At 71.3% G+C, this 26,517-nt stretch carries 21 protein-coding genes and 1 pseudogene; 11 read left to right on the top strand and 11 right to left on the bottom strand.

Annotation, left to right across the window (positions count from 1 at the left end; genetic code table 11):
• Positions 1–115 precede the first annotated feature (115 nt).
• Both Sru02f_RS32530 and ppgK read left to right on the top strand, forming a co-directional pair.
• On the top strand, positions 116–1,132 hold the full coding sequence (locus Sru02f_RS32530) for a 4-hydroxy-3-methylbut-2-enyl diphosphate reductase (protein WP_109033229.1): 1,017 nt from the start codon (positions 116–118) through the stop codon (positions 1,130–1,132).
• A gap of 96 nt (positions 1,133–1,228) precedes the next feature.
• Positions 1,229–1,969 (top strand): polyphosphate--glucose phosphotransferase, encoded by a 741-nt coding sequence (ppgK, locus tag Sru02f_RS32525; RefSeq protein WP_109033230.1) that lies wholly within the window; start codon positions 1,229–1,231, stop codon positions 1,967–1,969.
• Between the two features lie 10 nt (positions 1,970–1,979).
• Here ppgK and Sru02f_RS32520 read toward each other — a convergent pair whose 3' ends face one another.
• The gene (locus tag Sru02f_RS32520; RefSeq protein ID WP_373103632.1) at positions 1,980–2,381 is read right to left on the bottom strand and encodes a DUF6542 domain-containing protein; all 402 of its coding nucleotides are present in this window, start codon (positions 2,379–2,381) and stop codon (positions 1,980–1,982) included.
• A 398-nt stretch (positions 2,382–2,779) separates the two neighbouring features.
• On the opposite strand from Sru02f_RS32520, the gene ychF reads away from it, so the two are divergent.
• Positions 2,780–3,868, top strand: coding sequence for a redox-regulated ATPase YchF (gene ychF, locus Sru02f_RS32515; protein WP_109033232.1), 1,089 nt, complete (start codon positions 2,780–2,782; stop codon positions 3,866–3,868).
• 1,057 nt (positions 3,869–4,925) lie between these two features.
• Here ychF and Sru02f_RS32510 read toward each other — a convergent pair.
• From Sru02f_RS32510 to Sru02f_RS32500, 3 genes are all read right to left on the bottom strand, one after another.
• Positions 4,926–6,806, bottom strand: coding sequence for a DUF2075 domain-containing protein (locus tag Sru02f_RS32510; protein ID WP_109033233.1), 1,881 nt, complete (start codon positions 6,804–6,806; stop codon positions 4,926–4,928).
• Positions 6,807–6,916: 110 nt separating this feature from the next.
• On the bottom strand, positions 6,917–8,974 hold the full coding sequence (locus Sru02f_RS32505; RefSeq protein ID WP_109033234.1) for a DUF2075 domain-containing protein: 2,058 nt from the start codon (positions 8,972–8,974) through the stop codon (positions 6,917–6,919).
• 162 nt (positions 8,975–9,136) lie between these two features.
• Entirely contained in the window at positions 9,137–9,265 is a 129-nt protein-coding gene (locus Sru02f_RS32500; protein WP_280524905.1) for a DUF6408 family protein, read from the bottom strand.
• Between the two features lie 777 nt (positions 9,266–10,042).
• On the opposite strand from Sru02f_RS32500, the pseudogene Sru02f_RS32495 reads away from it, so the two are divergent.
• A pseudogene (locus tag Sru02f_RS32495) lies at positions 10,043–11,462 on the top strand (ATP-binding protein).
• Between the two features lie 62 nt (positions 11,463–11,524).
• Here Sru02f_RS32495 and Sru02f_RS32490 read toward each other — a convergent pair.
• Positions 11,525–14,347 carry a helix-turn-helix transcriptional regulator gene (locus Sru02f_RS32490; RefSeq protein ID WP_109033235.1) on the bottom strand — a complete coding sequence of 941 codons (2,823 nt, stop codon included), beginning with the start codon at positions 14,345–14,347 and terminating at the stop codon, positions 11,525–11,527.
• A gap of 242 nt (positions 14,348–14,589) precedes the next feature.
• Between Sru02f_RS32490 and Sru02f_RS32485 the strand changes: the two genes are divergently transcribed.
• The gene (locus tag Sru02f_RS32485) at positions 14,590–15,504 is read left to right on the top strand and encodes an MBL fold metallo-hydrolase (protein WP_109033236.1); all 915 of its coding nucleotides are present in this window, start codon (positions 14,590–14,592) and stop codon (positions 15,502–15,504) included.
• A 22-nt stretch (positions 15,505–15,526) separates the two neighbouring features.
• Complete coding sequence (locus Sru02f_RS32480) at positions 15,527–17,017, top strand: carboxylesterase/lipase family protein (protein WP_109033237.1); 1,491 nt, start codon at positions 15,527–15,529, stop codon at positions 17,015–17,017.
• A gap of 7 nt (positions 17,018–17,024) precedes the next feature.
• Here the strand turns inward: Sru02f_RS32480 and Sru02f_RS32475 are convergent, their stop codons facing one another.
• Positions 17,025–17,645, bottom strand: coding sequence for a TetR/AcrR family transcriptional regulator (locus tag Sru02f_RS32475; RefSeq protein WP_244941903.1), 621 nt, complete (start codon positions 17,643–17,645; stop codon positions 17,025–17,027).
• Between the two features lie 156 nt (positions 17,646–17,801).
• Here Sru02f_RS32475 and Sru02f_RS32470 point away from each other — a divergent pair, with 156 nt between their 5' ends.
• Positions 17,802–18,758, top strand: a complete 957-nt coding sequence (locus tag Sru02f_RS32470) for an NAD(P)-dependent alcohol dehydrogenase (protein ID WP_109033239.1) — start codon at positions 17,802–17,804, stop codon at positions 18,756–18,758.
• An 81-nt stretch (positions 18,759–18,839) separates the two neighbouring features.
• On the opposite strand, the gene Sru02f_RS32465 is transcribed toward Sru02f_RS32470, so the two are convergent.
• The 4 genes from Sru02f_RS32465 to Sru02f_RS32450 form a co-directional block, all read right to left on the bottom strand.
• Entirely contained in the window at positions 18,840–20,144 is a 1,305-nt protein-coding gene (locus tag Sru02f_RS32465; RefSeq protein WP_109033240.1) for a M14 family zinc carboxypeptidase, read from the bottom strand.
• A 266-nt stretch (positions 20,145–20,410) separates the two neighbouring features.
• Positions 20,411–20,599, bottom strand: coding sequence for a hypothetical protein (locus Sru02f_RS32460; protein ID WP_239106086.1), 189 nt, complete (start codon positions 20,597–20,599; stop codon positions 20,411–20,413).
• A gap of 291 nt (positions 20,600–20,890) precedes the next feature.
• Positions 20,891–21,388 (bottom strand): DinB family protein, encoded by a 498-nt coding sequence (locus Sru02f_RS32455; protein ID WP_109033241.1) that lies wholly within the window; start codon positions 21,386–21,388, stop codon positions 20,891–20,893.
• A 53-nt stretch (positions 21,389–21,441) separates the two neighbouring features.
• Positions 21,442–22,068 carry a class I SAM-dependent methyltransferase gene (locus tag Sru02f_RS32450; protein WP_109033242.1) on the bottom strand — a complete coding sequence of 209 codons (627 nt, stop codon included), beginning with the start codon at positions 22,066–22,068 and terminating at the stop codon, positions 21,442–21,444.
• Positions 22,069–22,209: 141 nt separating this feature from the next.
• Here Sru02f_RS32450 and Sru02f_RS32445 point away from each other — a divergent pair, with 141 nt between their 5' ends.
• A complete protein-coding gene (locus tag Sru02f_RS32445; RefSeq protein ID WP_109033243.1) occupies positions 22,210–22,782 on the top strand; it encodes a helix-turn-helix domain-containing protein in 573 nt (190 codons plus the stop codon).
• Positions 22,783–22,872: 90 nt separating this feature from the next.
• Here Sru02f_RS32445 and Sru02f_RS32440 read toward each other — a convergent pair whose 3' ends face one another.
• Entirely contained in the window at positions 22,873–23,802 is a 930-nt protein-coding gene (locus Sru02f_RS32440) for a LysR family transcriptional regulator (RefSeq protein ID WP_109033244.1), read from the bottom strand.
• Between the two features lie 94 nt (positions 23,803–23,896).
• Here Sru02f_RS32440 and Sru02f_RS32435 point away from each other — a divergent pair, with 94 nt between their 5' ends.
• The 3 genes from Sru02f_RS32435 (at position 23,897) to Sru02f_RS32425 (ending at position 26,400) form a co-directional block, all read left to right on the top strand.
• Positions 23,897–24,727, top strand: coding sequence for an oxidoreductase (locus Sru02f_RS32435; protein ID WP_011030055.1), 831 nt, complete (start codon positions 23,897–23,899; stop codon positions 24,725–24,727).
• 91 nt (positions 24,728–24,818) lie between these two features.
• Positions 24,819–25,160 (top strand): YrdB family protein, encoded by a 342-nt coding sequence (locus Sru02f_RS32430; RefSeq protein WP_109033245.1) that lies wholly within the window; start codon positions 24,819–24,821, stop codon positions 25,158–25,160.
• Positions 25,161–25,269: 109 nt separating this feature from the next.
• Positions 25,270–26,400, top strand: coding sequence for a DUF4190 domain-containing protein (locus Sru02f_RS32425; protein WP_109033246.1), 1,131 nt, complete (start codon positions 25,270–25,272; stop codon positions 26,398–26,400).
• Positions 26,401–26,517 lie beyond the last annotated feature (117 nt).

Raw genomic sequence — 26,517 nt, 5'->3', positions numbered from 1 at the left:
GTGCCTCGGTCCTCGCCCCGGTTTCCGCTTCGGGCTCCGCCTCGGAACGTTCCCGCCAGTCTCCCCGGCAACGCCGCACCCACGCGATCTCTGACCCGCCGAACGCGGCCTTACGATGGGTGCCATGACTGCTTCGCCTGGCCGCCGTGTCCTGCTCGCCGCCCCCCGTGGCTACTGCGCGGGTGTGGACCGCGCCGTGATCGCCGTCGAGAAAGCCCTGGAGCAGTACGGGGCTCCGGTGTACGTCCGGCACGAGATCGTCCACAACAAGTACGTCGTCCAGACCCTGGAGAAGAAGGGCGCGATCTTCGTCGAGCGGACGGAGGAGGTCCCCGAGGGGAACATCGTGATGTTCTCCGCGCACGGCGTGGCCCCCGTCGTCCACGAGGAGGCCGAGCGCGGCAGGCTCGCCACCATCGACGCCACCTGCCCGCTCGTCACCAAGGTCCACAAGGAAGCCGTCCGCTTCGCGAACGACGACTACGACATCCTGCTCATCGGCCACGAGGGCCACGAGGAGGTCATCGGCACCTCCGGCGAGGCCCCCGACCACATCCAGCTCGTCGACGGACCCGAGGACGTCGCGAAGGTCGAGGTCCGCGACCCGTCCAAGGTGGTCTGGCTCTCCCAGACCACCCTCTCGGTCGACGAGACGATGGAGACCGTCGACGCGCTCAAGGACAAGTTCCCGCAGCTCATCTCCCCGCCCAGCGACGACATCTGCTACGCCACGCAGAACCGCCAGCTCGCGGTGAAGCAGATGGGTGCCGAGGCCGAGCTGGTGATCGTCGTCGGCTCCCGCAACTCCTCCAACTCCAAGCGCCTGGTCGAGGTCGCCAAGCAGGCCGGCTCCCGCGCGGCGTACCTGGTGGACTTCGCCGACGAGATCGACGAGACCTGGCTGGACGGCGTCACCACGGTCGGCGTCACCTCCGGCGCCTCCGTACCGGACGTGCTGGTCGAGCAGGTCCTGGAATGGCTGTCGCGGCGCGGCTTCGAGGACGTGGAGATCGTCAAGGCCGCCGAGGAGTCGATCATCTTCTCGCTGCCCAAGGAACTGCGCCGCGACCTGCGCGAGGAGGCGGCGTCCCTGGTGGCGGAGCGGGGCGGCTCGGGGACCGCGGGGGACTGACCGGCCGGGACTGACGGGCCGGGGACTGACGGGCGGGGACTGACGGGCCGGGGCACCGCCTGGGTGACTGTCAGTCGTCCGTCGTAACGTAGGGCCATGCAGATCTTCGGCGTGGACATCGGCGGATCCGGGATCAAGGGCGCCCCTGTGGACCTCGACAGGGGCGACCTGGCCCAGGAGCGCTGCAAGGTGCTGACCCCGCACCCGGCGACCCCCGACGGTGTGGCCGACGGGGTCAAGGAGGTCGTCGAGCACTTCGGCTGGACCGGCCCGGTCGGCCTCACCTTCCCGGGCGTGGTGACGGGCGGCGCGACGGTGCGCACCGCGGCCAACGTGGACAAGAGCTGGGTCGACACCGACGCGCGCGCCCTGTTCGGCGAGCGGCTGGGCGGGCTGGACGTGACGGTGGTCAACGACGCGGACGCGGCCGGCGTGGCCGAGATGCACTTCGGCGCCGGGCGCGGCCGCAAGGGCACGGTCATCCTGCTCACCTTCGGCACCGGCATCGGCAGCGCGGTGTTCACCGACGGCCTCCTGGTCCCCAACACCGAGCTGGGCCACCTGGAGCTGGACGGTCACGACGCGGAGAAGCGCGCCTCCAGCAAGGTCAAGGACGACCACGACATGTCGTGGGAGCACTGGGCCCACCGGGTCCAGAAGTACCTCGCGCACGTCGAGATGCTGTTCTCGCCGGAGCTCTTCATCATCGGCGGCGGGGTCAGCCGCAAGTCCCAGAAGTTCCTGCCCCACATCAAGGGCGTCCGGGCCGAGATCGTCCCCGCCGAGCTGCAGAACAACGCGGGGATCGTGGGCGCGGCGATGCACGCGGCCGGCTGAGCGGGAGCGGTCACGCGGGGGGCCGGTTGCGGGCGGCGGCGGCCCGGCGCCGCATCAGCCGGATCCGGCGGACGATCACGGTCGACCCGGCGACCAGCGTCCCGCCGTACAGCCACCCGGCCTCGGTGGCCAGCGCGGTCACGATCCCCATCAGCCGTCCGCCGAGACCGCCGTCCCCGCTCTCCGCCACGGGCACCAGGCCCACGGCGAAGGCGATCGGCACGACGACGGGGGCGGTCAGCAGGTCGCCCCGGCGCACCCAGAGCGCGGTGAGCAGACTCACCGGCACGAACAGCACCCCGTACGCGGTGAGGGACGCGCCGAACAGCAGCTCGTCGAGGAAGCCCAGCAGGGTCATCACGGCAGCGCAGAACAGACCGCTGCCGAGCCCGGTCAGCCGCGGATTGGGCATCCCGCGCAGCGCACGCACCACCCTCGCCACCGGCGAACCCGCCACCGGAGCCGGGCGCGGGCGGGCCGGTTGCACCGGCCGTCCCACCGGCCGCCCGGCCGCCCGGCCACCGGCGGTCGCGTGGCGGCGGCACCGCCCCGCCCCTGTGCGGGCAGCGGCGCCCCGCTTCGTCGCGGTCCGTACTGGGCAGGTCGCGTCCTGTGTTGCTCCACTGGACCAACTTAGGTCGGTTTATGTGCCGAATAGGCCGACAGACACGCCGCCGGGCGTGTCTTGGCCAAGCGTTCGACTCCGCGCGGGTCCGGTACGGCACACCCCGTAGACTGGTGGATCGGCCCATGCCTGGCCCGCCCCACCCCACCCCGCCCCTCCGCATCTCACGTACGGGAAGTCGCAACGTGTCGCTCACGATCGGAATCGTCGGTCTGCCGAATGTCGGCAAGTCGACCCTGTTCAACGCCCTGACCAAGAACGACGTGCTCGCGGCCAACTACCCGTTCGCCACGATCGAGCCCAACGTCGGCGTGGTGGGCGTCCCCGACCCCCGCCTGACGAAGCTGGCCGAGATCTTCTCCTCCGAGAAGATCCTCCCGGCCACGGTCGACTTCGTCGACATCGCGGGCATCGTGCGCGGCGCGAGCGAGGGCGAGGGCCTGGGCAACAAGTTCCTGGCCAACATCCGCGAGTCCGACGCGATCTGCCAGGTCATCCGCGCCTTCAAGGACGAGAACGTCGTGCACGTCGACGGCAAGGTCTCGCCGAAGGACGACATCGAGACGATCAACACCGAGCTGATCCTCGCCGACCTCCAGACCATCGAGAAGGTCCTTCCGCGCCTCCAGAAGGAGTCGCGCATCAAGAAGGACGTCGCTCCCAAGGTCAAGGCGGTCGAGGAGGCCAAGGAGATCCTGGAGAAGGGCGACACCCTCTTCTCCCAGGGCATCCTCCAGGGCAGCGAGCGCGCCGAGCTCCTCCACGACCTCCACCTCCTCACCACGAAGCCCTTCCTCTACGTCTTCAACGTCGACGAGGACGAGCTGACCGACGACGACTTCAAGAGCGAGCAGCGCGACCTGGTCGCCCCCGCCGAGGCGATCTTCCTCAACGCCAAGCTGGAGGCGGACCTCGCCGAGCTGGACGAGGACGAGGCCCTCGAACTCCTCCAGTCCGTCGGCCAGGACGAGCCCGGCCTCGCCACCCTCGCCCACGTCGGCTTCCGCACCCTGGGCCTGCAGACCTACCTGACGGCCGGCCCCAAGGAATCCCGCGCCTGGACCATCAAGAAGGGCGCCACCGCCCCCGAGGCCGCCGGTGTCATCCACACCGACTTCCAGAAGGGCTTCATCAAGGCCGAGGTCATCTCCTTCGACGACCTGGTCGAGACGGGCTCGGTCACCGAGGCCCGCGCGAAGGGCAAGGCCCGCATGGAGGGCAAGGAGTACGTGATGCGGGACGGGGACGTGGTGGAGTTCCGCTTCAACGTTTAGCCGCATTTCCACCACGTCACGATCTCTAAACATGCAGGCCAAGTTGGCCCAGCTCCTCCAAGCTGGGCCCTTGGCTCGTTCCCGTACTGGTTTGGACCGCCCTCGAAACCGGTCGTCAAGTACCTGGTGGCAGAGGGGTACCTCGACCAGGACCACGGACTGCTCTTCCTAATGAACATCACAGCAGTGTTCACCGCCCCGCCTCAGTCCACCGTGCTGCAGGGCCGGACCGAAATCGGCCGTACCGACCACGGCTTGCTCACCGAACAGATCACCGGCTCGGAAACGATGCTTCGTAGAACCAGTCGACCCGGTGAACCTGAGCCGGAGAGCTCGGGGCTGCCTGGAGGAAGCACGGGAGCGCTTCATGGAGCAAGTGCACCCAGGGGGCACGCTGATCGTGCGGGATGCCGAGGCAGAGGCTCAACGATCACTGGGGACGTCTACGGGATGACCTCATGCCGACAGACTGGAGGCCCGCCCGACAGGATGGGACCGAGCGGCTGGCTTTGCCGAAGGTCGACGAAAAGGTCGTGAGGGACCTTGAATTCGGAGATGCTCTCCCCTCACGACTGGCCGAGGCAATGCCGTCGACCAGACTTGCAGACCTCGAATCTGCGGCTGCTGTGCTGTCCGAGCAGGTGCGCTTCACCGTAGGGGATGTCTGAGCTTCGCGTGCTGGGACGAAGTTCCCGTGCTGGACGGCTGACCTTTGTCACGACGTAAATAGGTTTCCCGGCTCGGCACTGGGTCAACTTCGGGATGGCAATGTCATAAACCAACCGGCACATTGGGTGTTAGATGCGCCCCGCCCCGCCCCGCCGGGACGATGGTGCGCGCAGCAAGTGCCGCTTCGGTTCAGTCTGGCGGGGAGGGCAGCGGCGAACCTCGTCTGCGTACCGCCTGCCTGTCAGTCGCGGCACGGCGCGTGTCGTTGCTGACGGCTGGGTACACAGAGGGCCGCGTGACGAAGCGATCATTCGTGCCCGCGGAGCTGCGGACCTCAGTGTGCCGTGCAGAGGGTTACGCGCAGCTGAGATGTGACCGGCTCAGCGCATTACACGGACGTGAAAATCGAGGACTCGTTAGCCAGACCGCGCAGCTTCTCGCGGGTTTCGGGATCGGTCGAGTACACCACCGTGCCGATCATCCCTCGCGTCAGCAGGACCTTGTACGTATTACGGATCAACCGGTCCACATCCGCGTCCGGGGTGGACTTCTTGAAGACCGGATCCTTGGACGCTGAACGGTCGGTGACCCAGCGGTCGCCGCGCCACACCAGGTCGGGTCCGATGATGACGCCGCTCCAGTCGTACTCGAAGCCCTGCGCCGTGTACACACAGCCCACCTGCCCGAAGCCGGCGGGATCGGTTGCCCACAAAGCGGCCGGAGGTGCGCCGCCGACCGATCTGTCGCCGAAAACGTTCCAGGGCCGCTTCCACTCTCCAATGACGACGTCGGCGGGAAGCACCTCCCCTGGTGCAACTTTCTTCGTCCACTTCCAGCAATAGCCGGCGGCCATGCGTGCGCTGTAGTCCTGGGAGCGTCGGCTGTCGAGGAACGCTTCCATTTCCTGCGGGCTGTCCGCGACCGTGAGCTGCATCTTGTCGTCGGGCTCCCAGATCACCGGGCCACCCGGCTCTAGGCCCAACAGGCGTATCACCCAGCGCAGGTACGCATCACTGCCACCGCACCGGAACTGGCTGTCGAGCGGTACCACCCGACATGGGAGACTCTTCGTCGCAGCGACTTCCTTGATTTCCGCAACCGTGCCCATTTCGCCGGGTCGCACCACTTGATGCTCGTCGAGCAGGAAGACCGGTACGCGGGCTGCGTCGATGAGTTCCTCGAGTTGTGCCTTGCCGGTACGGTTCGACGCCCGTGTATAACGGTTGGCCGACGTCTCCCGGATGCGGTGGGCTTCGTCGCAGATCAGAACGTCGAGACTGTTGCGATCGGCGGTCATGAAGCTGTTGAAGTATTTGAAGAGGTCCTTCACCTCACGCTTCCGGGCGCCTGCCACTTTCCTCATCGTGGTCGTGAAAGAGCTGGATCCCGTCGCGTGCAGCGCTGTGACGCCCTGTCGATACAGCTCGCCGAGGAGGGACAGGGCGATGACGCTCTTGCCGGTGCCGGGTCCTCCGGTGACGATCACGATCTCCTTCTGATCGGATTGCTTGGCGCGACGCACGGCGTTCAGGACAGTTCGGTAAGCGATCTTCTGCTCGCCCAGCAACACGAACTGCTCACGTTCCCGAACCTCTTGGGCAGCCACCGCCATAAGCTGCTTGGACGGGCCGATCTTGCCGTTGACCAGTTCGTCCGCTGCCGCGGCGCCGGATTCCGGACCCAGCTTCGTGCGTAGATAGTCGATGAACTCGCCACGTCGCGCCCCGATGAACAGCCGACCGTACTGATCCTGCTCGGCTTCGAAGAGCCCGCTGACACCGAACTCGGTGGCGTTGTGCAGATACGCAGCGCCGTTGACGCGGTACGGATGGTCGGCGAGTGCTCCGTTGAAGGAGACGAGGTACTCACAATAGCCGCGGACCTGGTCGACTGGATTGAGTACCGCCCGCGAGTAGGAGTCGATGCGGCACAGCGACGGATCGTCGTCATCGGGCTCCGCGCTGCTCCACTGCTTCAGTTCCACGACAACGTACGACGGGAGCCCGGTGTCGGGGTGCACGCCGGCCAGGACCGCATCAGCCCGCTTGCTGTTCAGCGGCAGTCCGTATTCCAGGAGCATCTCCACCTGCCCGAGACCGGCGTCGTTGAGCGCGCTCGCGAGCACGGGGATGCTGCGCTCCCACGAGCGCACCTCGGACAGACCGGGCTTATGACCGTGCACGTGCACGAACTGCTCCGTCAGGCGGAAGAACAAGGCACCGGAATGGCACTCGGCAGCGACCGCTGCGGCAGAGTCACGGAACAGCAAGACAAGCCCCCAGGCAGCACGAAGAAACTCGTGCGGGTGGGGGCATGTCCTTCGTGACTCCGCGAGGCGGAGCGGAAGCCCGGCGGGCCGCAGCTAGGTAGGGATCAAGGTTACCGGTGTCGTCTGCGATGGGCCGGTGGTAGCTGTGATCCTTCGGCGGTAAGCTTCGGCTGGGCGCCGTCGTAGTGCTGCATGCCGATGGCGCCGGGGATGAGCCTGCGCAGTTCGTTGTGGGTCGCGGGATCGACCGCGTAGACCACGGTGCCGACGACGCCCCGCGTGAGGAGCACGTGATAGGCGTTGAGGATGCACCGGGTGACGACCTTCTCGTCGATCGGCCCCCGGAAGGCGGGATCGCACGAAGCGTTCAGTTCCACCTTGAACTTCCCGTCACGGAAAAGCAGATCGGGTCCGATGATAACGCCGTTCCAGTCGTACTCGAAGGTCTGTGCCGTGTAGACGCAGCCGATCTGGTCGATACCTCGACGATCGGTCGACCACAGGTCCGACCGCGGTGCGTCTGGGACGCTGTGCTCTGGCTTCACGTTCCAAGGCCGGCGCCAGCCCTTGATGTGTACGTCATCGACCAGTTGCTCTCCCTCCGGGTTGCTCCACGGCCAGCAGAAGCCCGCGGTGATGCGGGCCGTGGCCCCTTCGAAGTGGCGTTCCCGTATGAACTGCTCCATCTGCTCAGGTGAGTCGGCGACCGCCAGAGTCATCCTTCCGTCCGGTCGCCAGGCGATCGGATCGGACGCGTCAAGGCCCAGCAACTGCTGGACCCAGCGCTGGTACCGCTTGCTGCCACCTGCTCGGAACGTGCCCTCCAGATCGGCCACTTCGACATCGCAGCCCATGCCCTCGGCCAGCTCTTTGAGATATGTGGCAGTGCCCACCTCGTCCGGGCGAATCGACTGATGGTCGTCGAGCAGAAAGATCGGCACCTTGGTGGCTCTGATCACCTCGGTAGCCTGGGGCCGATCATCGTCCCGCAGCTCCTTCGGAGTCCAGCGGTATGTCGAGCTGCGCCGCATGCGATGGGCCTCGTCGCAGATGAGGACATCGATGCCGTTCGGTGGGCTCTCGCTGAAGCTGTTGAAGTAGCGGTACAGCTTGACAGCTGCACGACGCTTGTCCGCTGTCTGCCCTCTCCTGGCCGTACTGAGCATGATCTCGCGCAGAGTCTCCGTGTAGGCGTGAGAGCCACTTGCCAGAACCGCCTCGCGGCCTTTGAGTCCGAGGGAGCGCTGCAACTCAAGGGCCACGGCACTCTTCCCGCTACCAGGGCCGCCCCGCAGGATGTAGACGCGCTTAGCACCCGCATCGAGGGCAGGGCTGTGTGCGGCTTCGGCGTCATAGAACAATCCGACGTTGAAGCCGGTGAAGTGGGCGGTCTTCTCCAGATGCCGAGTGATCCGATCAACGGCGACGTATTGCTCATCGAGGAGCGTCAGGCCGCCACCGACGACGGAGCGCTGACGGGCCACATCAGTGACTTTGAGCAACGGGTCCTGACGGGCATGCTCCAGTGCTGATGCGGCCCGCTTCCCGGACGCGGGAGTGAATCTCGAAGTAAGGACTCGTCGGAAGCGAGCCAGATCATCGAGCGTGTAGAGGAATCCATGGTTGATTTCGGACAGGCCGAAGAGCGCCTCCACATCCGCATCCCGTGCGTTGTGGAGCAGTGCCACACCCATCAATCGGTCCTCATTCTCCCGAAGATGGGGCAGATAGCGCAGCATGTACTCGCAGTAGCGCTGGACCTGCCGGACCGGATGCAGCTTGTTCTTCCCATCGCCGAACCCGAGGTCGACGGCGATGGGGCACAGGGGGTCTACCGTGGCGTGCCGTACCTGCTTCAGTTCAACTGCAAGATATGAATCAGTCTCCGTACCAGGAGACTGGCCACAGAGCACCAGGTCGACCGCAGAGTTGGTGTGCGGCAGATCGACCTCGATCTGTACCTCAACTTCGTCGAGGCCGCAATCCAGTAGAGCCTTGATTACTACGGGGAGGCTGTTGTTCCAGGAAGCGATGTCGCCCTGGCCGGCCACTCCTCCCTTGATCCGGGAATGCTCCCGGATCAGTTGCTCGGTGAGCGGAAGGTGCGCCGATCCGGCTCGGGCCACGATGAGTCGGCCGAGCTCGGCTGCGGACAGTTGCAGGAGCACGAAGGATCCCCAGGCACGAGATGACTCGTGCGGGTGGGGGCATGTCCTTCGTGACTCCGCCGAAGCGGAGCGGAAGCCCGTCGGGCCGCAATGACGTTCTGAAGATTACCTGGCTGAGAAGAGAGTAGGGCGGGCCCCTGGAGGCCCGCCCTATCGCCCGGCTCAGCCGAGGCGGTGCACTACGAACTGTGCCAAGGTCCACGCCAGGTTCGAGCCGATGCTCGCCACGATGCCAACAAGAACATCACGGACCCAGGTGCGACGCTTGGGCGTGTACTCGACAGCAACCACGGGAATGCGTCCCCTTCGATTTGATCGGTGACGGCGCCGGATGGCTCCCGCCGGGAGCGCACCAAGGGGCTGAGTCACCGGACCGAAGGGCAACGCAAACTCCTCGGATCACGTCGCGTACACCCTCCGAGGAGGGCACGCAGTGCACAGCAACGGTAGTCCAGAAGTGGGGAGCTTGGACAAGAAGTTAATGCACGGACTTCGATGAGCGGATGGGGCGAGAGGCATGGATGGGTTGAGGATGGTCGGTTGACATCTGAGCAGTTCGTGGTGCTGGCATAGGACACCCGTGCTGGGATGGTGCTTGGATGACTCCATCGAAACCCTCGTTTGCGCAGGTTAGAGCTCTGCAGTGCAGGTTCCACCGCGAGGACGGCCCGGCGTCCCACGCTCCAGAGCTTCGGCGAGGTGCGGCCCAGCGGCATCCGAGAGCCGGTGTCGGCGCGGACGACTCGGTCAGGGACAGCCGTACTTCCAGCCCGAATCGGCGAATCTCCGGGCCAAAACGTCGATCCGTGCTCATTACCAACCCCCACCTGGACAGCGACCACGAGAGTCATTGGTGGACACTCACCGTGTCGGGCCGTTTCCCTTCGTGCTCGAGAGCGAGTTTGACGCGTGAGGCGCTCACGGAATCCGGGTTCGGCGGGGGTTGCCTGTTGCCTCTTCGTGTCGCCTTCGACTGGGCCAGGGTGATGAGTGGCGCGGCGGGAGCCGCTTACTAACGACTCTGTTACTAACATCGTCGTTAGCGAGATGCTGTGGAGGTCGGCGGGCATGGTGGGCTTCCTGGAGCGCGGGCAGGATTGCTTGCGACGCTGGAGCGGGAGCTGCGGAAAGTGGCAGCGGGGGTGCCGGGCGAGCGGCCCGCTCGGTGCGTGACGCTGCGTGGGCGGCGACGAGTGGGTAAGTCTCGGTTGGTCGAGCGGTTCGCGGAGCGCTCCGGAGTCCCGTTCCTGTTCTACGCGGCGACCGGTGCGTCACCAGGGGACGACCTGGCGCGGCTGGCCCGGGATGCCCAGGCATCGACGCTGCCGCCGGCGGGGCTGGTGGCCGCCGCTCGGCCGGAGAGTTGGTACGCCGCCTTCGACGTGCTGGCCGCGCCGCTGCCCGCCGACCGGGCGAGCCTGCTGGTCGTCGATGAAGTGCCGTACCTGATGGATGCCGGGGGCGCGTTCGAAGGGATGCTGCAACGAGCCGGGGACCGGGCGCCGGAGACCAAGCCGGTACTACTGGTCCTGATCGGCTCCGGCCTGTCCATGGTGAAGGCGCTGAACGGCTACGGCCGGCCCTTCCACCAGCGTGGCCGGGAGATGGTGCTGGGGCCGCTCAACCCCGCCGAGGTGGGGCAGATGCTCGCGCTCGAACCGGCGGAAGCCTTCGACGCGGCGCTGGTCACCGGCGGACTGCCGCCGATCTGCGCCGAGTGGCCGCACGGCGCCGGAATGTGGGACTTCCCCGGCGAGGCGCTGAGTGACCCGGTCTCGGCTCTGCTCGTGTCCGCCGAGCGCTCACCGGCCGCTGAATTCCCACCGCAGGCTCAGGCGCGCCGGTCCTGGCGGCGATCGGCAGCGGCGAGCGGACCTTCACCAACATCGGTCGTGCGGCCGGCGGCATCGGGGCCACGCCATTGCAGCGAGCCCTTGAGCTGCTTGCAGAAAAGCGGGTCGTCGTGGGGGAGTTGCCCGTGTCACCGCGCCCCTCGACGGACCGACGCTACCGGGTGGCAGATCCCTACTTGCGGTTCTGGCTGCATCTGCTCGGCCCGTCCATGGAGGAGATCGAGCGGAGGCGCGGTGATCTGACCCTGGCACGGATCCGAGAGAACTGGACCAGTTGGCGCGGCCGGGCCGTCGAGCCACTCGTCCGCGAGGCCCTGGCAAGGATCCTGCCGGACGACCGGCTGCCCGCGGCCCCGGCGGTGGGCGGCTACTGGACCCGCACCAACGACGTTGAGATCGACGTCGTCGGAGCGGATCGCGCTCCCGTGGCCAAGGAGGTGCTCTTCGTCGGTTCCGTCAAGTGGTTGGAGCAGTCGCCCTTCGACCGGCACGACCTGGCGGCTCTCCACCGCCACCGCGCCGCACTCACCGACGCGCCTGTTCCGGTCGTGGCGGCCTCGCGCAGTGGAGTCGACTGCCGAGGGCTCGATGCCGCATACGGTCCTGGCGACCTGCAGACCGCTTGGTCACTGTGAGTGTCCGTGGCCATCGCCAAGCACGGCGTGCGGCCCGGGTGTCCCGGTGCGGAGTTTGCTCTTCAGCGGGGCAAAGCGCCGGTGAGCAGGTCGCGTAGTTGGGTGCGGGCGGTGATGCCCAGTTTGGGGAAGACCCGGTAGAGGTGTGAGCCGACCGTGCGCGGGGAGAGGAACAGCTTCTCCCCGATCTCGCGGTTCGTCAGGCCGTGGGCCGCGAGCCGGACGATCTGCTGCTGCTGGGGGCTGAGTTCGGTGAGGGCGCCGGGTGCGGCGGTGTCCGCCTCGATGCCGGCGGCCCGCAGTTCCGCCTTCGCGCGGTCGATCCACGGCCGGGCGCCGAGTCGCCGGAACGTGTCGAGGGCTCCGGTGAGCAGCGGGCGGGCCTCCGCCACACGGCGCTGCCGGCGCAGCCACTCCCCGTAGTCCAGCCGGGTCTGCGCCCGCTCGAAGGGCCACTGCTCGCCCGCTTCCCCCGCCAGCGCCGCCCGGAAGTGGCGTTCGGCATGCTCCGGTTCGGCGAGCAGGGCGCGGCCTCGCTCGACCAGCAGGGACAGGCGTGCCGACATGCCGGGGGCCAGGTGCCGTGCCGAGTGCTCCAGCAGTCGCGCGGCGGTTTCGCGGTGTCCTCGGCGGACGGCCGCCGCGGCGAGTTCGGCCAGGACGGTGGGGGAGACGTGGTAGTGGACCGGGTCTCCGTCCTCGGTGAAGGCGGCGCGGAACTGCGCGTACGCGCTGTCGTAGTCGCCCTCGGCCACCGCCGCCAGCCCCAGGGCACGACGGGCGAAGACCGCGACGGAGCGGCTCTCCAGGGGGTCGACGAGGGCCAGCGCCCGCTCGGCGCTGTCGCGTGCCTCGGCCGGTTCACCGAGCAGCGCCAGGACCGTCGCGTCGAGGGTTCGTGCGCACGCCTCGGCGTGATCCAGCCCGGCCGCCGAGGCCACCTCCGCGATCTCGGCCGCCACCGAGCGGGCGTCGGCCCAGCGGCCCTGCTCCAGATAGGCCCAGCCGGCGGCGCAGGCCAGACCGGCTGGCAGCGGGCCATGGGCCTGCCAACGGCCGAACGCCTCGTCGAAGGTCCTGGCCGCGAGCGGGGTCCGGTCGAGGAGCCAGGCCACGACGGCGAGCGCCGTCAGTGATCCGGCCTCGTCCTTGGCCGCGGCGATCAGCCGGGGCAGCGCCGGGGCGAGGGACGCACCCGCGCCGGCGGGATCGGAGACGGCCAGTACCCAGGCGCGCAGCGCACCACCCGCGGCGGAGTCCGGCACATCGGCGAGCAGGGTCTCGATCCGCTGCCGCTGGGACTCCTCGCCCGAGTAGTAGCGGACCACCGCCGCCGCGGCGAGCGCGTCCAGCAGGCGGGGCGACCGGGTGGCCGCCGCCTCGTCGGCGACGCGCGACAGCAGTCCGAAGGCTGCCGTGTGGTGCGGACCCATGGTCATGAGCCGCCCCGTCGCCAGCGCAACCCGGCCGGTCAGCGCCGGGTCGTCACTGCGCTCCCGTACCCCGGCGGCCAGGTGTTCCACCCAGCCGAGCTGACCGGTGAAGACGGCCGTGTCCGCGGCGTCGGCCAGCAGTCGCGCCTGGTCCGCGCGGTGCGGGCTGAGTTCCGCGGCGCGCTCCAGAGCGGCGGCGGCGGCCGCGTGACCGCCCCGGCGCCTGGCCCGGCCCGCTGTTTCCCGGAGGGCCGCCGACACCTGCTCGTCGGGCCGTACGGCCGCGGCGGCGAGGTGCCAGGCGCGGCGGTCGGGCTCCTCGCCCAGCTGTCGGGCGAGGGCGAGGTGGGCCCGCCTGCGCTGCTCGAAGGGCGCGGCGTGGTAGACCGCCGAGCGGACGAGCGGGTGGCGGAAGGAGACCCCGGTGCCGTCCCGCCGTACGAGACCGGCGCGTTCGGCGGGCGCCCACACCGTGTCGGCCGCCTCGGGCAGGCCCCGTGCGGCCGCCGGGGCGTCCGCCGCGTCGGCGGCGGCGAGCAGCAGCAGGGCGCGGCGGGTGGCTTCCGGGAGGAGCCGCAGGTGGCGCGCGAAGATCCCTTCCAGCCGGTCGGTGACGGGCAGCGGGCCCTCCACTCCGCTGCCCTCCGGCTCTCTGTCCGCCGCGGCGCGGGCGAGTTCGACCAGGGCCAGCGGGTTGCCCGCCGCCTCCCGCAGGATCCGGGCCCGGGTGCGGCCGGTGGGCCGCTTCGGCTGCTCGTCGAGCAGCCGGTTGGCCGCGTCACCACTCAGCGGTCCGATCTCCAGGCGCTCGTACCCCTTGTCGAACCCGGGCAGTACCGCCGCGGCACGCACGCCCATCAGCAGCGTCACGGGCTCGCCGGCCATGCGCCGGGCCAGGAAGGAGAGGACGTCCAGCGACGCGCGGTCGATCCACTGGGCGTCGTCGACCACCACGAGCAGCGGTGCCGGTTCGGACAGGTCCGACAGCAGGGTCAGCACTGCCAGGCCGACGAGCAGGGCGTCAGGGGTACTGGCGTGATCGGCATGATCGGCGTGGTCAGTGTGTTCGGCGTCTCCGGCGTCTCCGGCGTCCTCGGCCAGTCCCAGGGCCGTCCGGAGCGCGGAGCGCTGGCGTGCCGGGAGGCCGTCCAGGCTGCGCAGCACCGGGCGGAGCAACTGGTGCAGGCCGGCGAACGCGAGCGGTGTCTCGGACTCGCTGCCCACCGCCCTCAGTACCCGTTGGCCGGTGTCGCGGGTCAGCCGTACGGCGAGGTCGAGCAGGACGCTCTTGCCGACACCGGGGTCGCCCTCGACGACCAGCACCGAGCTGTGGGAGCGGTCGGCGGCGACGCGACTCCTGATCTCCGCGATCTCGGCTTCCCGGCCCACCACGGCCGGACCGGGGTCTGCGGGCGAGTCGTGGCCCGCTCGGGCGCGTTCACCATTCTTCACGGATGCTCCAGGAACTGAGACTGCCCTGACGGCAACGTGGCCGGGTCGCGGCCGTATTCCTGCCGTCCCCCGTCCGCTCACGGCCGATCACTGCCGGTCGCGGCCGCTCACCACGGGTCCGGGCGGACACGGTGCAGTCACGTGACGCATACCGCCGCCCGCCACCCGCCACGCACCCTTGCGGAACAGGGGCGTGCGTTCACGCCCGACCTTCTGGAGATCTTCCGAACTGGAGCAACCCCTTGGACACCATCACCCTGGGCGATGTCACCGTGACCCGGGTCCGGGAGTACTACGGCCCCGTCGGCATGACGCCCGAGGCGTTCGTCCCGGACAGCCCGGCCCAGGCCTGGGACACGCACCGCTCCTGGCTGGTTCCGGACTTCCTGGACGCCGAGACCCGCATCGTCAACACCGCGATCCAGACCTGGGTCCTGCGCAGCGAGGGCCGGACCATCCTGGTCGACACCGGCGTCGGCAACCACAAGGACCGGCCGTACGCGCCGGTGTGGAGCCGCCTGGAAACCGACTTCCTGGGCAATCTCGCCCGCGCCGGGGTCCGGCCCGAGGACGTCGACATCGTGATCAACACCCACCTGCACGTCGACCACGTCGGCTGGAACACCTACCTCGACGGCCGGACCTGGGTGCCGACGTTCCCCAACGCCACCTACCTCATGGCCAGGGCGGACTTCGACTACTGGAACCCGGCCAACGAGATCAAGACGCTGCTCGGTCGCGGCAACCAGAACGTCTTCGAGGACAGCGTCGCCCCCGTGCACGCGGCCGGCCTCACCCGGCTGTGGGAGGACGGCCACCGCATCGACTCCAACCTGCGCCTCGAGCTCGCACCCGGCCACACCCCCGGCTCGTCGGTGCTGCGGCTGGAGTCCGGCTCCGACCGCGCCCTGTTCGTCGGCGACCTGATGCACAGCCCGATCCAGATCCACGAGCCCGACGCCAACAGCTGCTTCTGCGAGGACCCCGCCGAGGCCCGTGCCACCCGCCGCCGGCTCCTGGGCTCGGCGGTGGACAGCAACGCCCTCGTCTTCCCCGCGCACCTCGGCGGCCACGGCGCCGCCGAAGTCGTCCGCGAGGGCGGCAAGTTCGCCGTCAAGGGCTGGGCGCCCTTCACCAGGTACACCGAGTCGGTCTGAGGCCCGCGGAAGGACACGCGAGATGAACCACCACCCCGAACCCGTCGTGACCACCGCGCAGGGCGCCGTCCGCGGCCTGCGCCGGGACGACACCCTCACCTTCCTGAACATCCCGTACGCCGCTCCGCCCCGCGGCGCCGCCCGGTTCGCCCCGCCGCGGCCGCACGAGCCGTGGGACGGCGTACGGGACGCCACCGTGCCGGGACCCAACGCCCCGCAGTCCGAACGCAGGCTCGGCGACGTCGACATGACCCCCTACTTCGGCACCGGCTGGAGCCGCGGCGAGGACTACCTCACCGTCAACGTCTTCACGCCCGCCACCGGGGCCGGTGAACTGCCGGTCATGGTCTTCGTCCACGGCGGCGGCTTCGTCGCCGGATCGACGCGGGCCACCCTGTACGACGGCTCCGCGTTCGCCCGTGACGGCGTCGTCCTCGTCACCCTCAACTACCGGCTCGGCATCGCCGGGTTCCTCGACATCCCCGGGGCGCCCGCCAACCGCGGTCTGCTCGACGTCGTCGCGGCGCTGCGCTGGGTGCGGGAGAACGTCTCCGCCTTCGGCGGCGACCCGGACAACGTCACCCTCTTCGGCCAGTCGGCCGGGGCGACCGTCGTCGGCGGCGTCCTCGCCACCCCCGGGGCCGACGGGCTGTTCCGCCGCGCCATCGTGCAGAGCGGCAGCGGTCTGGGCGCGTTCACACCCGAGCAGGCCGCCCGCGTCACCGGGGCCGCGGCCCTGGCCCTGGGCATCGAACCGCACGTCGACGCGTTCGCCGGCGTCCCCGACGAGCGGCTCGTCGAGGCGGCGTCCGGGCTCGCGGGCATCGACCTGCGGACCGGGACCCACCGCGACCCGCTGATCGGCCTCAGCCCCTTCAGCCTGGTCCTCGACACCCAGCCCGCCGCGTCCGTCGCCGCCGGCCGGGCCGCCGACGTCGATCTGCTCGTCGGCACCAACACCGAGGAGGGCAACCTCTACCTGGTCCCGGTGGGCAAGTACGCCACCTCGACCGCCGCCGACGTCGACGAGGCCGCCGCCCGCTCGCACCCCGATCCGGCGAGGCTGGTCGCGGCCTACCGTGCGTCGCGCCCCGGGGCATCCCTCGGGCAGTTGCGCTCCGCCGTCATGGGCGACGCCCTGTTCGGCGCCGGCAGCCGGGCGCTGGCGAGCGCCCATGCCGCCCACCCGCGGGCCGCCACCTACGCCTACGAGTTCGCCTGGCGCTCCCGCGCCCTGGACGGAGAACTCGGCGCCACCCACGCGGTCGAACTGCCCTTCGTCTTCGACCTCGCGGACCGGCCGGAACTCAACGGACCCGCCGCCCTGCTCGGCCCGGAGCAGCCCCCCGCGGACCTCGCCGCCCGCGTCCACGCGACCTGGATCCGGTTCGCCCGGACCGGCGACCCCGGCTGGGACCCGTACGACACCGACCGTCGGGCCACCATGCGCATCGACGCCGAATGGAGCCAGGTCGACGACCCCCGCGGCCATGAACGACAGGTGTGGAGCTGACCGCGGGTCACTCCCGGGGGAGCGGGCCGGGCGCGCCCAGGCCCTCGAGGGCGATCCCCATGAGCCGGGTGGCGTGGTGGGCGGCGTCGGGGGTGTGCTCGGCCGCGAGGGACACCGCGTTGGCGAGGGAGAGCAGTTCGAGGGCGGTCACGTCGTCGCGGACGGTTCCGTCGTCCTGGGCGCGGGCCAGCAGGTCGGCGCCGGCCTCCATCAGCAGTTGCTCACAGCGCGAATCCCGCGCGGACGCCGCGTTCGTGCCGGTCGCCTGAAGCAGGGAACGGGCGGCGCCGCTCGTGACGGCGCCGAAGACCGCCAGCGACGTCAGCCATCGCGTCAGAGCGGCCGCCGGCGGGTGTTCGGCCGCCAGGGACCGGGCCTCGCCGCACAACTGCGCCACGCGCTCCTGGAAGACGGCCTGGAGCAGGCCCCACCGGGACGGGAAGTGGCGGTGCAGGGTGGCCGAGCCGACGCCGGCCCGCCGAGCGATCTCCTCCAGGGAGGCGTCGGCTCCGTGCCGGGCGACCTCGGCCGCGGCGGCCTCGATGATCCGGTCGTAGTTGCGGCGTGCGTCCGCGCGCTTGGGCGGGCTCGGATCCTCCCGGCCCACACTCGGATTCTCCCGGCTCACACTCGTGCTCTCCTTCCTCGCCGACGAAACGGGGTGGCACCCCATTCTTGCACCGCCGCAGGGCTGCGTCGTTTGACAGGAAGTGGGGGGTGGCCCCATATTCGAGAAAACGGAGGGCCACCCCGTTTCTGCCCTCACGACACAGGAGACGAAGGCATGCGCGCCGTACAGTTCGACCGTTTTGGCCCGCCCGACGTTCTGCGCGTCAACGACGTCCCCGCGCCCCGGCCCGGACCGGGCGAAGTCCTCGTCGAGGTGCACGCCGCGAGCGTGGACGCCGGTGAGACCGCCTTCCGGGCGGGCAGGATGCGCCGGGTGACCCGCGTCCGCTTCCCCCGCGGCCTGGGCAGCGACTTCGCCGGCCGGGTCTCGGCCCTCGGCAGCGGCGTACGCGCCTGGAGCGTGGGGGACGCGGTGTGGGGGCTGATGCCGCACCTCACCTTCGGGGCGATCGCCGACTACGTCGCCGTGCCCGAGCAGCGGCTGGCCCGGGCTCCGAAGAACCTGGACCTGCTCGAAGCCGCCGCCCTGCCGGTGGTGGGCACCACCGCGATGACGGCCCTGAGCGGCAAGGCGCGACTCCGGCCCGGGGAACGGCTCCTGGTCCGCGGCGCCACCGGCGGTGTCGGCAGCGTCGCCGTGCAGCTGGGCAAGGCGCTGGGCGCGCACGTCACCGCCCTCGCCGCCGCCCGCAACCTCGACTGGATCACCCGGCTGGGGGCGGACGAGGCCTTGGACTACCGCACGACCCGGCCCGAAGACCTCGACCGGTTCGACGTGATCGTCGACGTCGTCGGCACCGACCTGGGTGCCTACCGGAAGCGGCTGGCCCGCGGCGGGCGTCTGGTCGCCCTCTCCTTCGACTCCGACCGCGTCGTCTCCTCCATGCTCGGCATCGCCCTGCGGGCGGCCGCCACTCCCCGGCGCGTCAAGATGTTCAGCAACAACCCCTCGGCCGACCGGATCGCCGAACTCACCCGGGCCGTCGAGGCGGGCACGATCCGGCCGGTGATCGACACCGTCTTCCCCATGCGGGACATAGCGGCGGTCCATCAACGGCTCGAAGCCGGCGGCGTCCGCGGCAAGTACGTCGTCGACCTGCGGCTTCCCTAGTTCACCGCCTGCGGATCCCCTGGTTCGGCCCGACGGCCCGACGGCCCGACGGCCCGACAGCCCGACAGCCCGGCAGGGGTGTCAGCGCGTCAGCGCGCACTCCGCCGCCGCCACGACCGTGCGGGTCTGGAGTTCCACCTGGGCGGGCACCGGTACCCAGCGCAGCCGCAGGGACGTCTCGAAGTCCGTGCACCAAGCGGTGAAGAGAGCGTCCAGCTCGTGGTGGAGCCCGGCGGCGGCCGGGGCGTCGGCCGCGTGCAGCAGCCGCAGCAGGAGTCCCGCCGCGCGCAGCGGCTGGCGGCGCGCGACGACCTCCAGGGCGCTGATCCCCGCTGTCGTCAACGCGGGGGAGCCGTCGGTGCGCGGTCCCGCCTCCGCCTGCCGGACCAGCGGGCCCCAGGAGTCGGCCACCAGGTCGTACAGGTCGTCGGCCATCCACTCCAGTACGCGTACGGGTGGGCTGTCCTCGGGTGCCGGCAGGAAGCCGCGGGCCTTCTCGAACACGGCGGTCACCTGCCGGCCGCCCTCCCGCACCAGCCCGGACAGCGCGCGCAGGGCCCGGGCGGGGGCCGCGTGCGGGGTCGGGTCGTCCGCCGGGGCGGTGGCCCACAGCGGTACCTCGACGATCGCCGTGGCGCCGCCGTACCGCTGGGGTGCGCACCAGGTGGACCGGCCGATGTCCTCGGACCCGGCCGCCGGCCGCGCGGTGCTGCCCGGCGGCGGCAGGACATGGATGCCGGGGGCCGGGTTCTCCCAGTACAGGGCGTCGTAAGTGCCGTGCTGGACCGGGACCCCCAGGGCGGCGGCGGACGCCGCGAAGGGGGCGGCGAGTTCGGGGAGGTCGCGGGTCAGCTGGGCCCAGGTGCCGCCCGCGTCGACGTTGTGCAGGGAGCACTGGAGGACGGGGCGCAGGTCGTCGATCACGTCGAACAGGGCACGGCTCTCCGGGAGTGGCCGGCCGACGATCGGTGCCCACTCCGGCTGCTCCGCGGCGACCGGGCGGAAGGCGGCGCGGTAGTACGGGGCCAGGGTCGGGGCGGGGCCGGCCGTCGCGGTCTCGATGCCCTCGCTCAGCGCGGCGCCGTCCGGGTCGAGGCACAGGACGATGTCCCAGGTGACGGCGTCGGGGTCGGTCGCCGGGGAGCGCCGGTCGCCGTCTGCGACCCGCTCCGCCAGCGCCAGTGCCGTCGCGCCGCCCACCGGCTCGTCCGGGTGCGGCCGGGCCACCACCAGGACGTGCCGGGGTCCGTGGCCCACCGACAGCATCAGGATCGGCCGGCCCGCCCGGGACGTGCCGACACGGCGCAGGCGGCCGGTCCCCGGGGAACGGGAGACCAGCCGTCGCGCCGCCTCGGTGACCTCCGCGACCGTGGGGTATCGGTTCATCGGGCGTGTCCGGTCAGGCTCCGCCGTCGCCGCTCTGGTCCGCCATGCCGTCTCCTTCCGACGGAGCCCGTGGATGCCTGCGGGTGCCCGTGGCTGCCTGCCGTGCATGTGGCTGGCCTGTCGTGCCCCTCGTGCCTGTCGTGCCTGTGGTGTGCGAGGCGCGTCGTGCTGCTGTCAGCGTCCGCTCACCGGATCACCGCTGTCAACGGCCGGTGCCGCCCGCGCGGTCGGGGGCGGCGAGGCCGGCACGAAGGCGAGGGTGCGCGTCAGGCCGGGAAGACGTGGTCGTGGGTGACGTGGCGGGAGCGCAGCAGCAACTCGCCGTCCGCACCCCGGACCAGAACGTCGTGCACCAGGCAACTCGGCCCGAACCCGGGCGCCTTGACGTCGGCGCGGACGGTGAGCACCAGGCAGTAGCCGGTCGCCGTGATCGAGCCGCCGGACGCCTGCGGCAAGAGGCTCGAGCACCTCGGCAGCGGCCTCGAACAGGGCCGGCGTGGGCTCGGACGGCCCGCCCTCACCCCGCAGGCTGTCGAGGCCCTGGTCGCGCAGACCGAAGCCGCCTACGGGCACCGGCCCTACGCCGAACCGGTCCGGGTACCGCGACCACCGGCACCTTGCCGTACCGGCCGCCCTGGAGCGGACCGAGCAGCCCCAGGAGGAGACCAAGTGATGCGCATCCTGTTCGGCGAGGTCCGGTCCGGGGCGTGCCCGCGCATGCCGGCTGAGGCCGGCCGGGAGCGTCGTCAGCGGCCCGTGGCACCGTCGATCAGCTCGCGGAGGATGTCCGCGTGGCCGGCGTGGCGGCCGGTCTCCTCCACCATGTGGGTGAGGGCCCAGCGGACACTGGGCGCGGGGCGGCCCGGACGCGGCCGGGGGACCGGTGCGCCGAGGTCGGTGCAGGTGTCGAGCACGCGGTTGGCCCGTTCGACGGCCTCCCGGTAGCGGGCGACGACGTCGGCGACGCCGTCCCGGGGCGCGGCCCGGAACGTCGCCGGCCAGCTGCGCACCTCCTCCCCGAGGAAGACCGCGCGCTCGACGTGGGTCAGGTGGTTGAGCAGCCCGAGCAGGTTGGTGCCGGACGGTACCGCCGCCGTACGGACCTGCGGTTCGGGGGCGTCCTCGACCTTGCCGGCGATCGAGGTCCGCAGGTAGTCGAGGAACCCGCGCAGGGTCTCGGCCTCACCGCCACCGGTTCGGGGCGGCGGGGTGTCCCGGCGGTGGGTGCGGGGGGTGGTGGGCATGGTGACCGGCCTCCGGAGGGTGTGGGGCGGGCGGGCCGCGGGCACGGGGCCCGTCAGTCCGCGCGGCGGACGAGCAGGACGTGGTCGACGACCTCGGCGGTGCGCCCGCCCGGGCCGGTCGCGGTGCGGCGCGGGGCCTCGGCCCGTTCTACCCGCCACGTCGCCGGGTCCAGGGCGAGGTCCGCCGCGATCTCCTCCGGGGCCGGGTGGCGCGCCTCGGGGTCCTGGTCCCACGACCACGGCGCCGTCGAGCCGTGGTCGACGACCAGCAGCCGCCCGCCCGGACGCAGCGCGTGCGCGGCCGCGCGCAGGACCGACGCGCGGTCCAGGTCGAAGGGCGTGTGGAGGTAGTGCGCGCTGACCAGGTCGAACCGGCCCCCGGGGAAGGACGCGCGCAGGTCGTGCCGCACGGCGTCGACCAGGTCGCCGAGGCCGTGGGCCCGGGCGTGCCCCGCGAGCCGCTCGGCCGCGACCCCGGAGATGTCCAGGGCCGTGACCCGCCAGCCCCGCCGGGCGAGCCACAGCGCGTCGCCGCCGCTGCCGCATCCCAGGTCCAGGGCGTCGCCGGGCGGCAGGCCGGTGACCGTCTCGACCAGGCGGACGTTCGGGCGGGGCGCGTCGGGCGCCGGGCGGGCGGCGTACACGCCGTCCCAGAACGTGACCGCGTCGGTGGCGCTCATCGGAACTCCTTCAGTCGGTTCGGCCGACGGCGGCGGACAACGCGAGTCGCGGTCGACGCGCCGCGAGCCGTCGATGCGGCCAGTCTCGACACCCTCCGCCCGAACCGGCACGAAAACTTGCGGTTGTGGCAAGGTGGCCCGATGGACGCCGGAACGGACGACGTGCTCGACGCCGTGGGCCCACGCCTGCGCACGCTGCGCCGCGAGCGCGGCATCACCCTCGCCCACCTCTCGGCGGCGACCGGAGTGTCGGAGAGCACCCTGTCCCGGCTGGAGAGCGGACAGCGCCGCGCGACCCTGGAGCTGCTGCTCCCGCTCGCCCGGATCTACGACGTCCCCCTGGACGACCTCGTCGGCGCCCCGCGCACGGGCGACCCCCGCATCCACCTGAAGCCGGTCAGGCGCTTCGGGATGGTCTTCGTGCCGCTGTCCCGGCGACCGGGCGGCACCCAGGCCTTCAAGATGATCATCCCGAGCCGCCCGGCGCCGCTCGAACCGACCCCGCAGACCCACGAGGGGTCGGAGTGGCTGTACGTGCTCAGCGGCCGTCTGCGGTTGCTGGTCGGCGAGCGCGCCCTGACGCTGTCGCCCGGTGAGGCGGCCGAGTTCGACACGGCCCTGCCGCACTGGCTGGGCAGCGCCGACGGCGGCGCGGTCGAACTCCTCGTCCTGTTCGGGCTGCAGGGCGTGCGGGCCCATGTGCACAGCGGCTGAGGGCCGTTCGACGTGGCCCGCAGGGGCGCGGATGCCGGACAGGAAGCCCGGCCCGGACGGCGGACGGTCCGCGACAGCCCTGAGGGTGCGTCACGCCCGGTCCGTCACCCGGCGGCAGGCCTCCACGTACCCGCGCACCAGTGCCCGCCCCTCGTCCTCGCGCCGCCGGGCCAGGGCGTAGCGGCTGGGGGACAGGCCGCGGACCGGGCGGGTGACGACCCCGCCCAGGGTGATCAGCGGGGCGTTGCCCGTGGCCACCAGGCAGATGCCGAGCCCGGCGACCAGGGCCTCGTACGTCTCCTCCGTGCCGGAGATCTCGGCGCCGACGCGCGGCGGGCGGGCGGCGGGGCCGTCGAGTGCGCGCCGTTCGTCCAGCGCCAGCCAGAAGTCGCGCAGGACGCCCGCCTCCGGGGGCAGGGCGAGGAACGGCTCGCCGGCCAGGTCGGCGAAGTCGATCTCCTCGCGGGCGGCGAGGGGGTGGCTGTCGGGGAGGGCGACCAGGCGGGGCTCCTCGGCGACCACCGTCCAGGCGTAGCGGTCGGCGTCGGGCAGCGGCAGCCAGACGTACGCGACGTCGGCCGTGCCGTCGGCCAGGCCCGCGGTCGGGTCCTGCCAGCTCATCTGCCGCAGCCGCAGCACCGCCTCCGGGTGGGCCGCGGTGAAGCGGGAGCGGATGGCCGGGAGCAGACCGCCGCGGCCGGGGCTGGTGCTCATGCCGACGACCAGGGTGCCGCGCCGGGCCGCACGGGACGCCTCCACCGCCGCCGCGCCCTCGGTCCAGTCGGCCAGCACCCGCCGGGCGTGCGGCAGCAGGGCCGTGCCCGCCTCGGTGAGCGTCACGCCCCGGGGGCCGCGGTGGAACAGCTCGGCGCCCAGCTGCCGTTCCAGGGCCCGGATCTGCTTGCTCAGCGCGGGCTGTGACACGTACAGGAGTTCGGCCGCCCGCGTGAAGTGCAGCTCCTCGGCCACCGTCGCGAAGTAGCGCAGCTCCCGCACATGTACGTCCGTCGTCATGCCCATTGGTTATCACCGCGGGTCTTGGACCGGCAACCGGCTTGTGGGCGAGGGTGGTTGACGTCGGAACAAGGCGACAGAGGAAACCGAGGGAGTCGGGATGAACAAGGTGTGGCTGATCACCGGGGCGAGCAGCGGCTTCGGGCGGGCGATCGCCGAGGCGGCCCTGGCCGACGGCGACGTCGTGGTCGGCGCGGCTCGGCGCCCCGAGGCGCTGGACGACCTCGTGGCCGCGCACCCGGACCAGATGGAGGCGCTGCGCCTGGACGTCGCTGACACGGCCGCCGCCGGGGACGCCGTACGGGACGTGGTGGCGCGGCACGGCAGGGTGGACGTACTGGTCAACAACGCGGGCCGCACCCACGTCGGTGCCCTCGAGGAGACCGGTGAGGACGAACTGCGCGCGCTGTTCGACGTGCACGTCTTCGGCCCGGCCGCGCTGACGCGCGCGGTGCTGCCGTCCATGCGGGAGCGGCGTTCGGGCGCGATCGTGCAGATGAGCAGCATGGGCGGGCAGATGTCCTTCGCGGGCTTCTCCGCGTACAGCGGCACGAAGTTCGCCCTGGAGGGCATGTCCGAGGGGCTCGCGGACGAGGTCCGGGACTTCGGCATCAAGGTGCTGATCGTCGAGCCGGGCTCCTTCCGCACCGGCCTGTTCGAGGCCGGGAACGCCGGGATCAGCGCGGACAGCGGCGTGTACGCCAAGGTCGGCGAGACCCGCGGGATGATCGCCGCGGGCGACGGCAGCCAGCCCGGCGACCCCGCCAGGGCGGCCGCGGTCATCCGCGCGGCCCTCGCGGCCGAGCACACCCCGCTGCGCCTGCCGCTGGGCGACGACGGCGTCACCGCGGTCCTCGGCCACCTCGACCGGGTCCGCGAGGAGGTCGAGACCTGGGAGAAGCAGACCAGGGCCACGGCGTTCGACGACTGAGGGGCGCCGGAGGGTTCGTTGCTGGCACCTTGGTTCCCGCGCCCGACCGCACCCGACCGTGCCCGTGCCCGGCCCGAACCAGGAGTCCGCCATGCTCTCGTCCCTGAAGGCCGTCAACCTGCTGGTGATGTTCCTGCTGGAACTCGCGGTGTACACGGCGGTCGTGCTCTGGGGGGTCGCCGTCGGCGACACGTGGCCGGTCGAGGTGGCCCTGGGGGTGGGCGCGCCGGTCGTGATGACGGCGGCGTGGGCGCTGTTCGGATCGCCGCGCGCCCGCCGTCCGGCGCGCGGGGCCGGGCAGTTCGTCCTGGAGGTGCTGTGGTTCGGTGCCGGTGCGGCCGCCCTGGCCGCCTCCGGGCGACCGTGGTGGGCGGCCGCCTTCGCCGGGGTCTGCCTGGTCAACGCGGCGCTCAGACGGCTGTGGAAGCAGTGACGCCCGGCGCGCCCGCGACCCGCGCACCGCCCCCCGCGCGGACCGCGCTTACGATGCGCGAGGCCGCACCCGTCGCCGCACCACCCTCTCGAACAGGAGCACGGTACTCGTGTCGATACCGCCACCGCCGGGGCCCCAAGGGCAGTACCCCCAGGGCCCGTACGCTCCGCAGTGGGGTCACCCGCTCGCGCCGTACCCCCGGCAGGCTCCCGTGAACGGGCTCGCCATCGCCGCGTTCGTGCTCGGTGTGCTGTGCTTCGTGCCCGCGGTCGGGCTGGTGCTCGGCCTGATCGCGCTGGCCCGGATCCGGAAGCGGGGCGAACGCGGCAAGGGGTTCGCGGTGGCCGGCTGCGTGCTGTCCTCCGTGGGGCTGGCCCTGTGGACGCTGACGCTGTCGACGGGCGCCGCGGGCGACTTCTGGGACAGCCTCCGGGACGCCGCGCGCGGCGAGGGCACCGCCTACTCCCTGGAGAAGGGCCAGTGCTTCACCACCCCCAGCGGCTCCCTCCAAGGGGTGACGTACGACGTCGACGAGGTGCCCTGCGCGCGGGAGCACGACGGCGAGGTCTTCGCCTCCTTCGACCTGCCGGACGGTTCCTACCCGGGCGACGGGGAGATCACGCGGGCCGCCGACGACCGGTGCTACGCCCTCCAGGACGCCTACGCGATGGACCGCTGGGCGCTGCCGACCGACGTCGACGTGTACTACCTGACCCCGACCGCCGCGAGCTGGCGGACCGGCGACCGCGAGATCACCTGCCTGTTCGGCAACACGGACGAGCGGGGCACGCTGACCGGTTCGCTGCGCAACGACGGCGCGCGGCTCGACGCGGACCAGCACACCTACCTGCTCGCGGAGGGCTACCTGAACCGGGCCATGGACGAGGTGCCCGCGGCGGAGGCGGTCGAGGACGACCTCGCGGGCTACCGGATCTGGGCCGGGCAGGTCTCGGAGGCGCTCAGGGGCGAGGTCGCGATGCTGGAGGGGCACGCGTGGCCCGCCGGCGCCGAGCGCCCGGTCGCCGCGCTGACCGACGACCTGCGGTCGGCGCAGGAGGAGTGGGCCCTGGCGGCGAAGGCCGCCGACCTCGACGCGTACTACGAGCACTACGGCAAGGGCTACGACCTCGTCGTCGCCGACAGCACGGTCACCGCCCGCAAGGCTCTGGGCCTGGCCACCACGCCGCCGGACTACGAGGGCGGCGACGGCGGGGGAGACGACCCCGGCGTGGAGGTGTGAGGACGGCCATAGCGGGGAGAAAGTGCCTGCGTAAAGCCCTCGCGCGGCACAAGTCATCACATCGAGTGATTCTTTGGCCTTTGCTTGCCTGGGCCAACCTACGGTTGCCACGCTGTT

The sequence above is a fragment of the Streptomyces rubrogriseus genome, from assembly GCF_027947575.1.
GTDB classification, from domain to species: domain Bacteria; phylum Actinomycetota; class Actinomycetes; order Streptomycetales; family Streptomycetaceae; genus Streptomyces; species Streptomyces rubrogriseus.
This window is presented reverse-complemented; position numbering and strand designations above follow the sequence as displayed.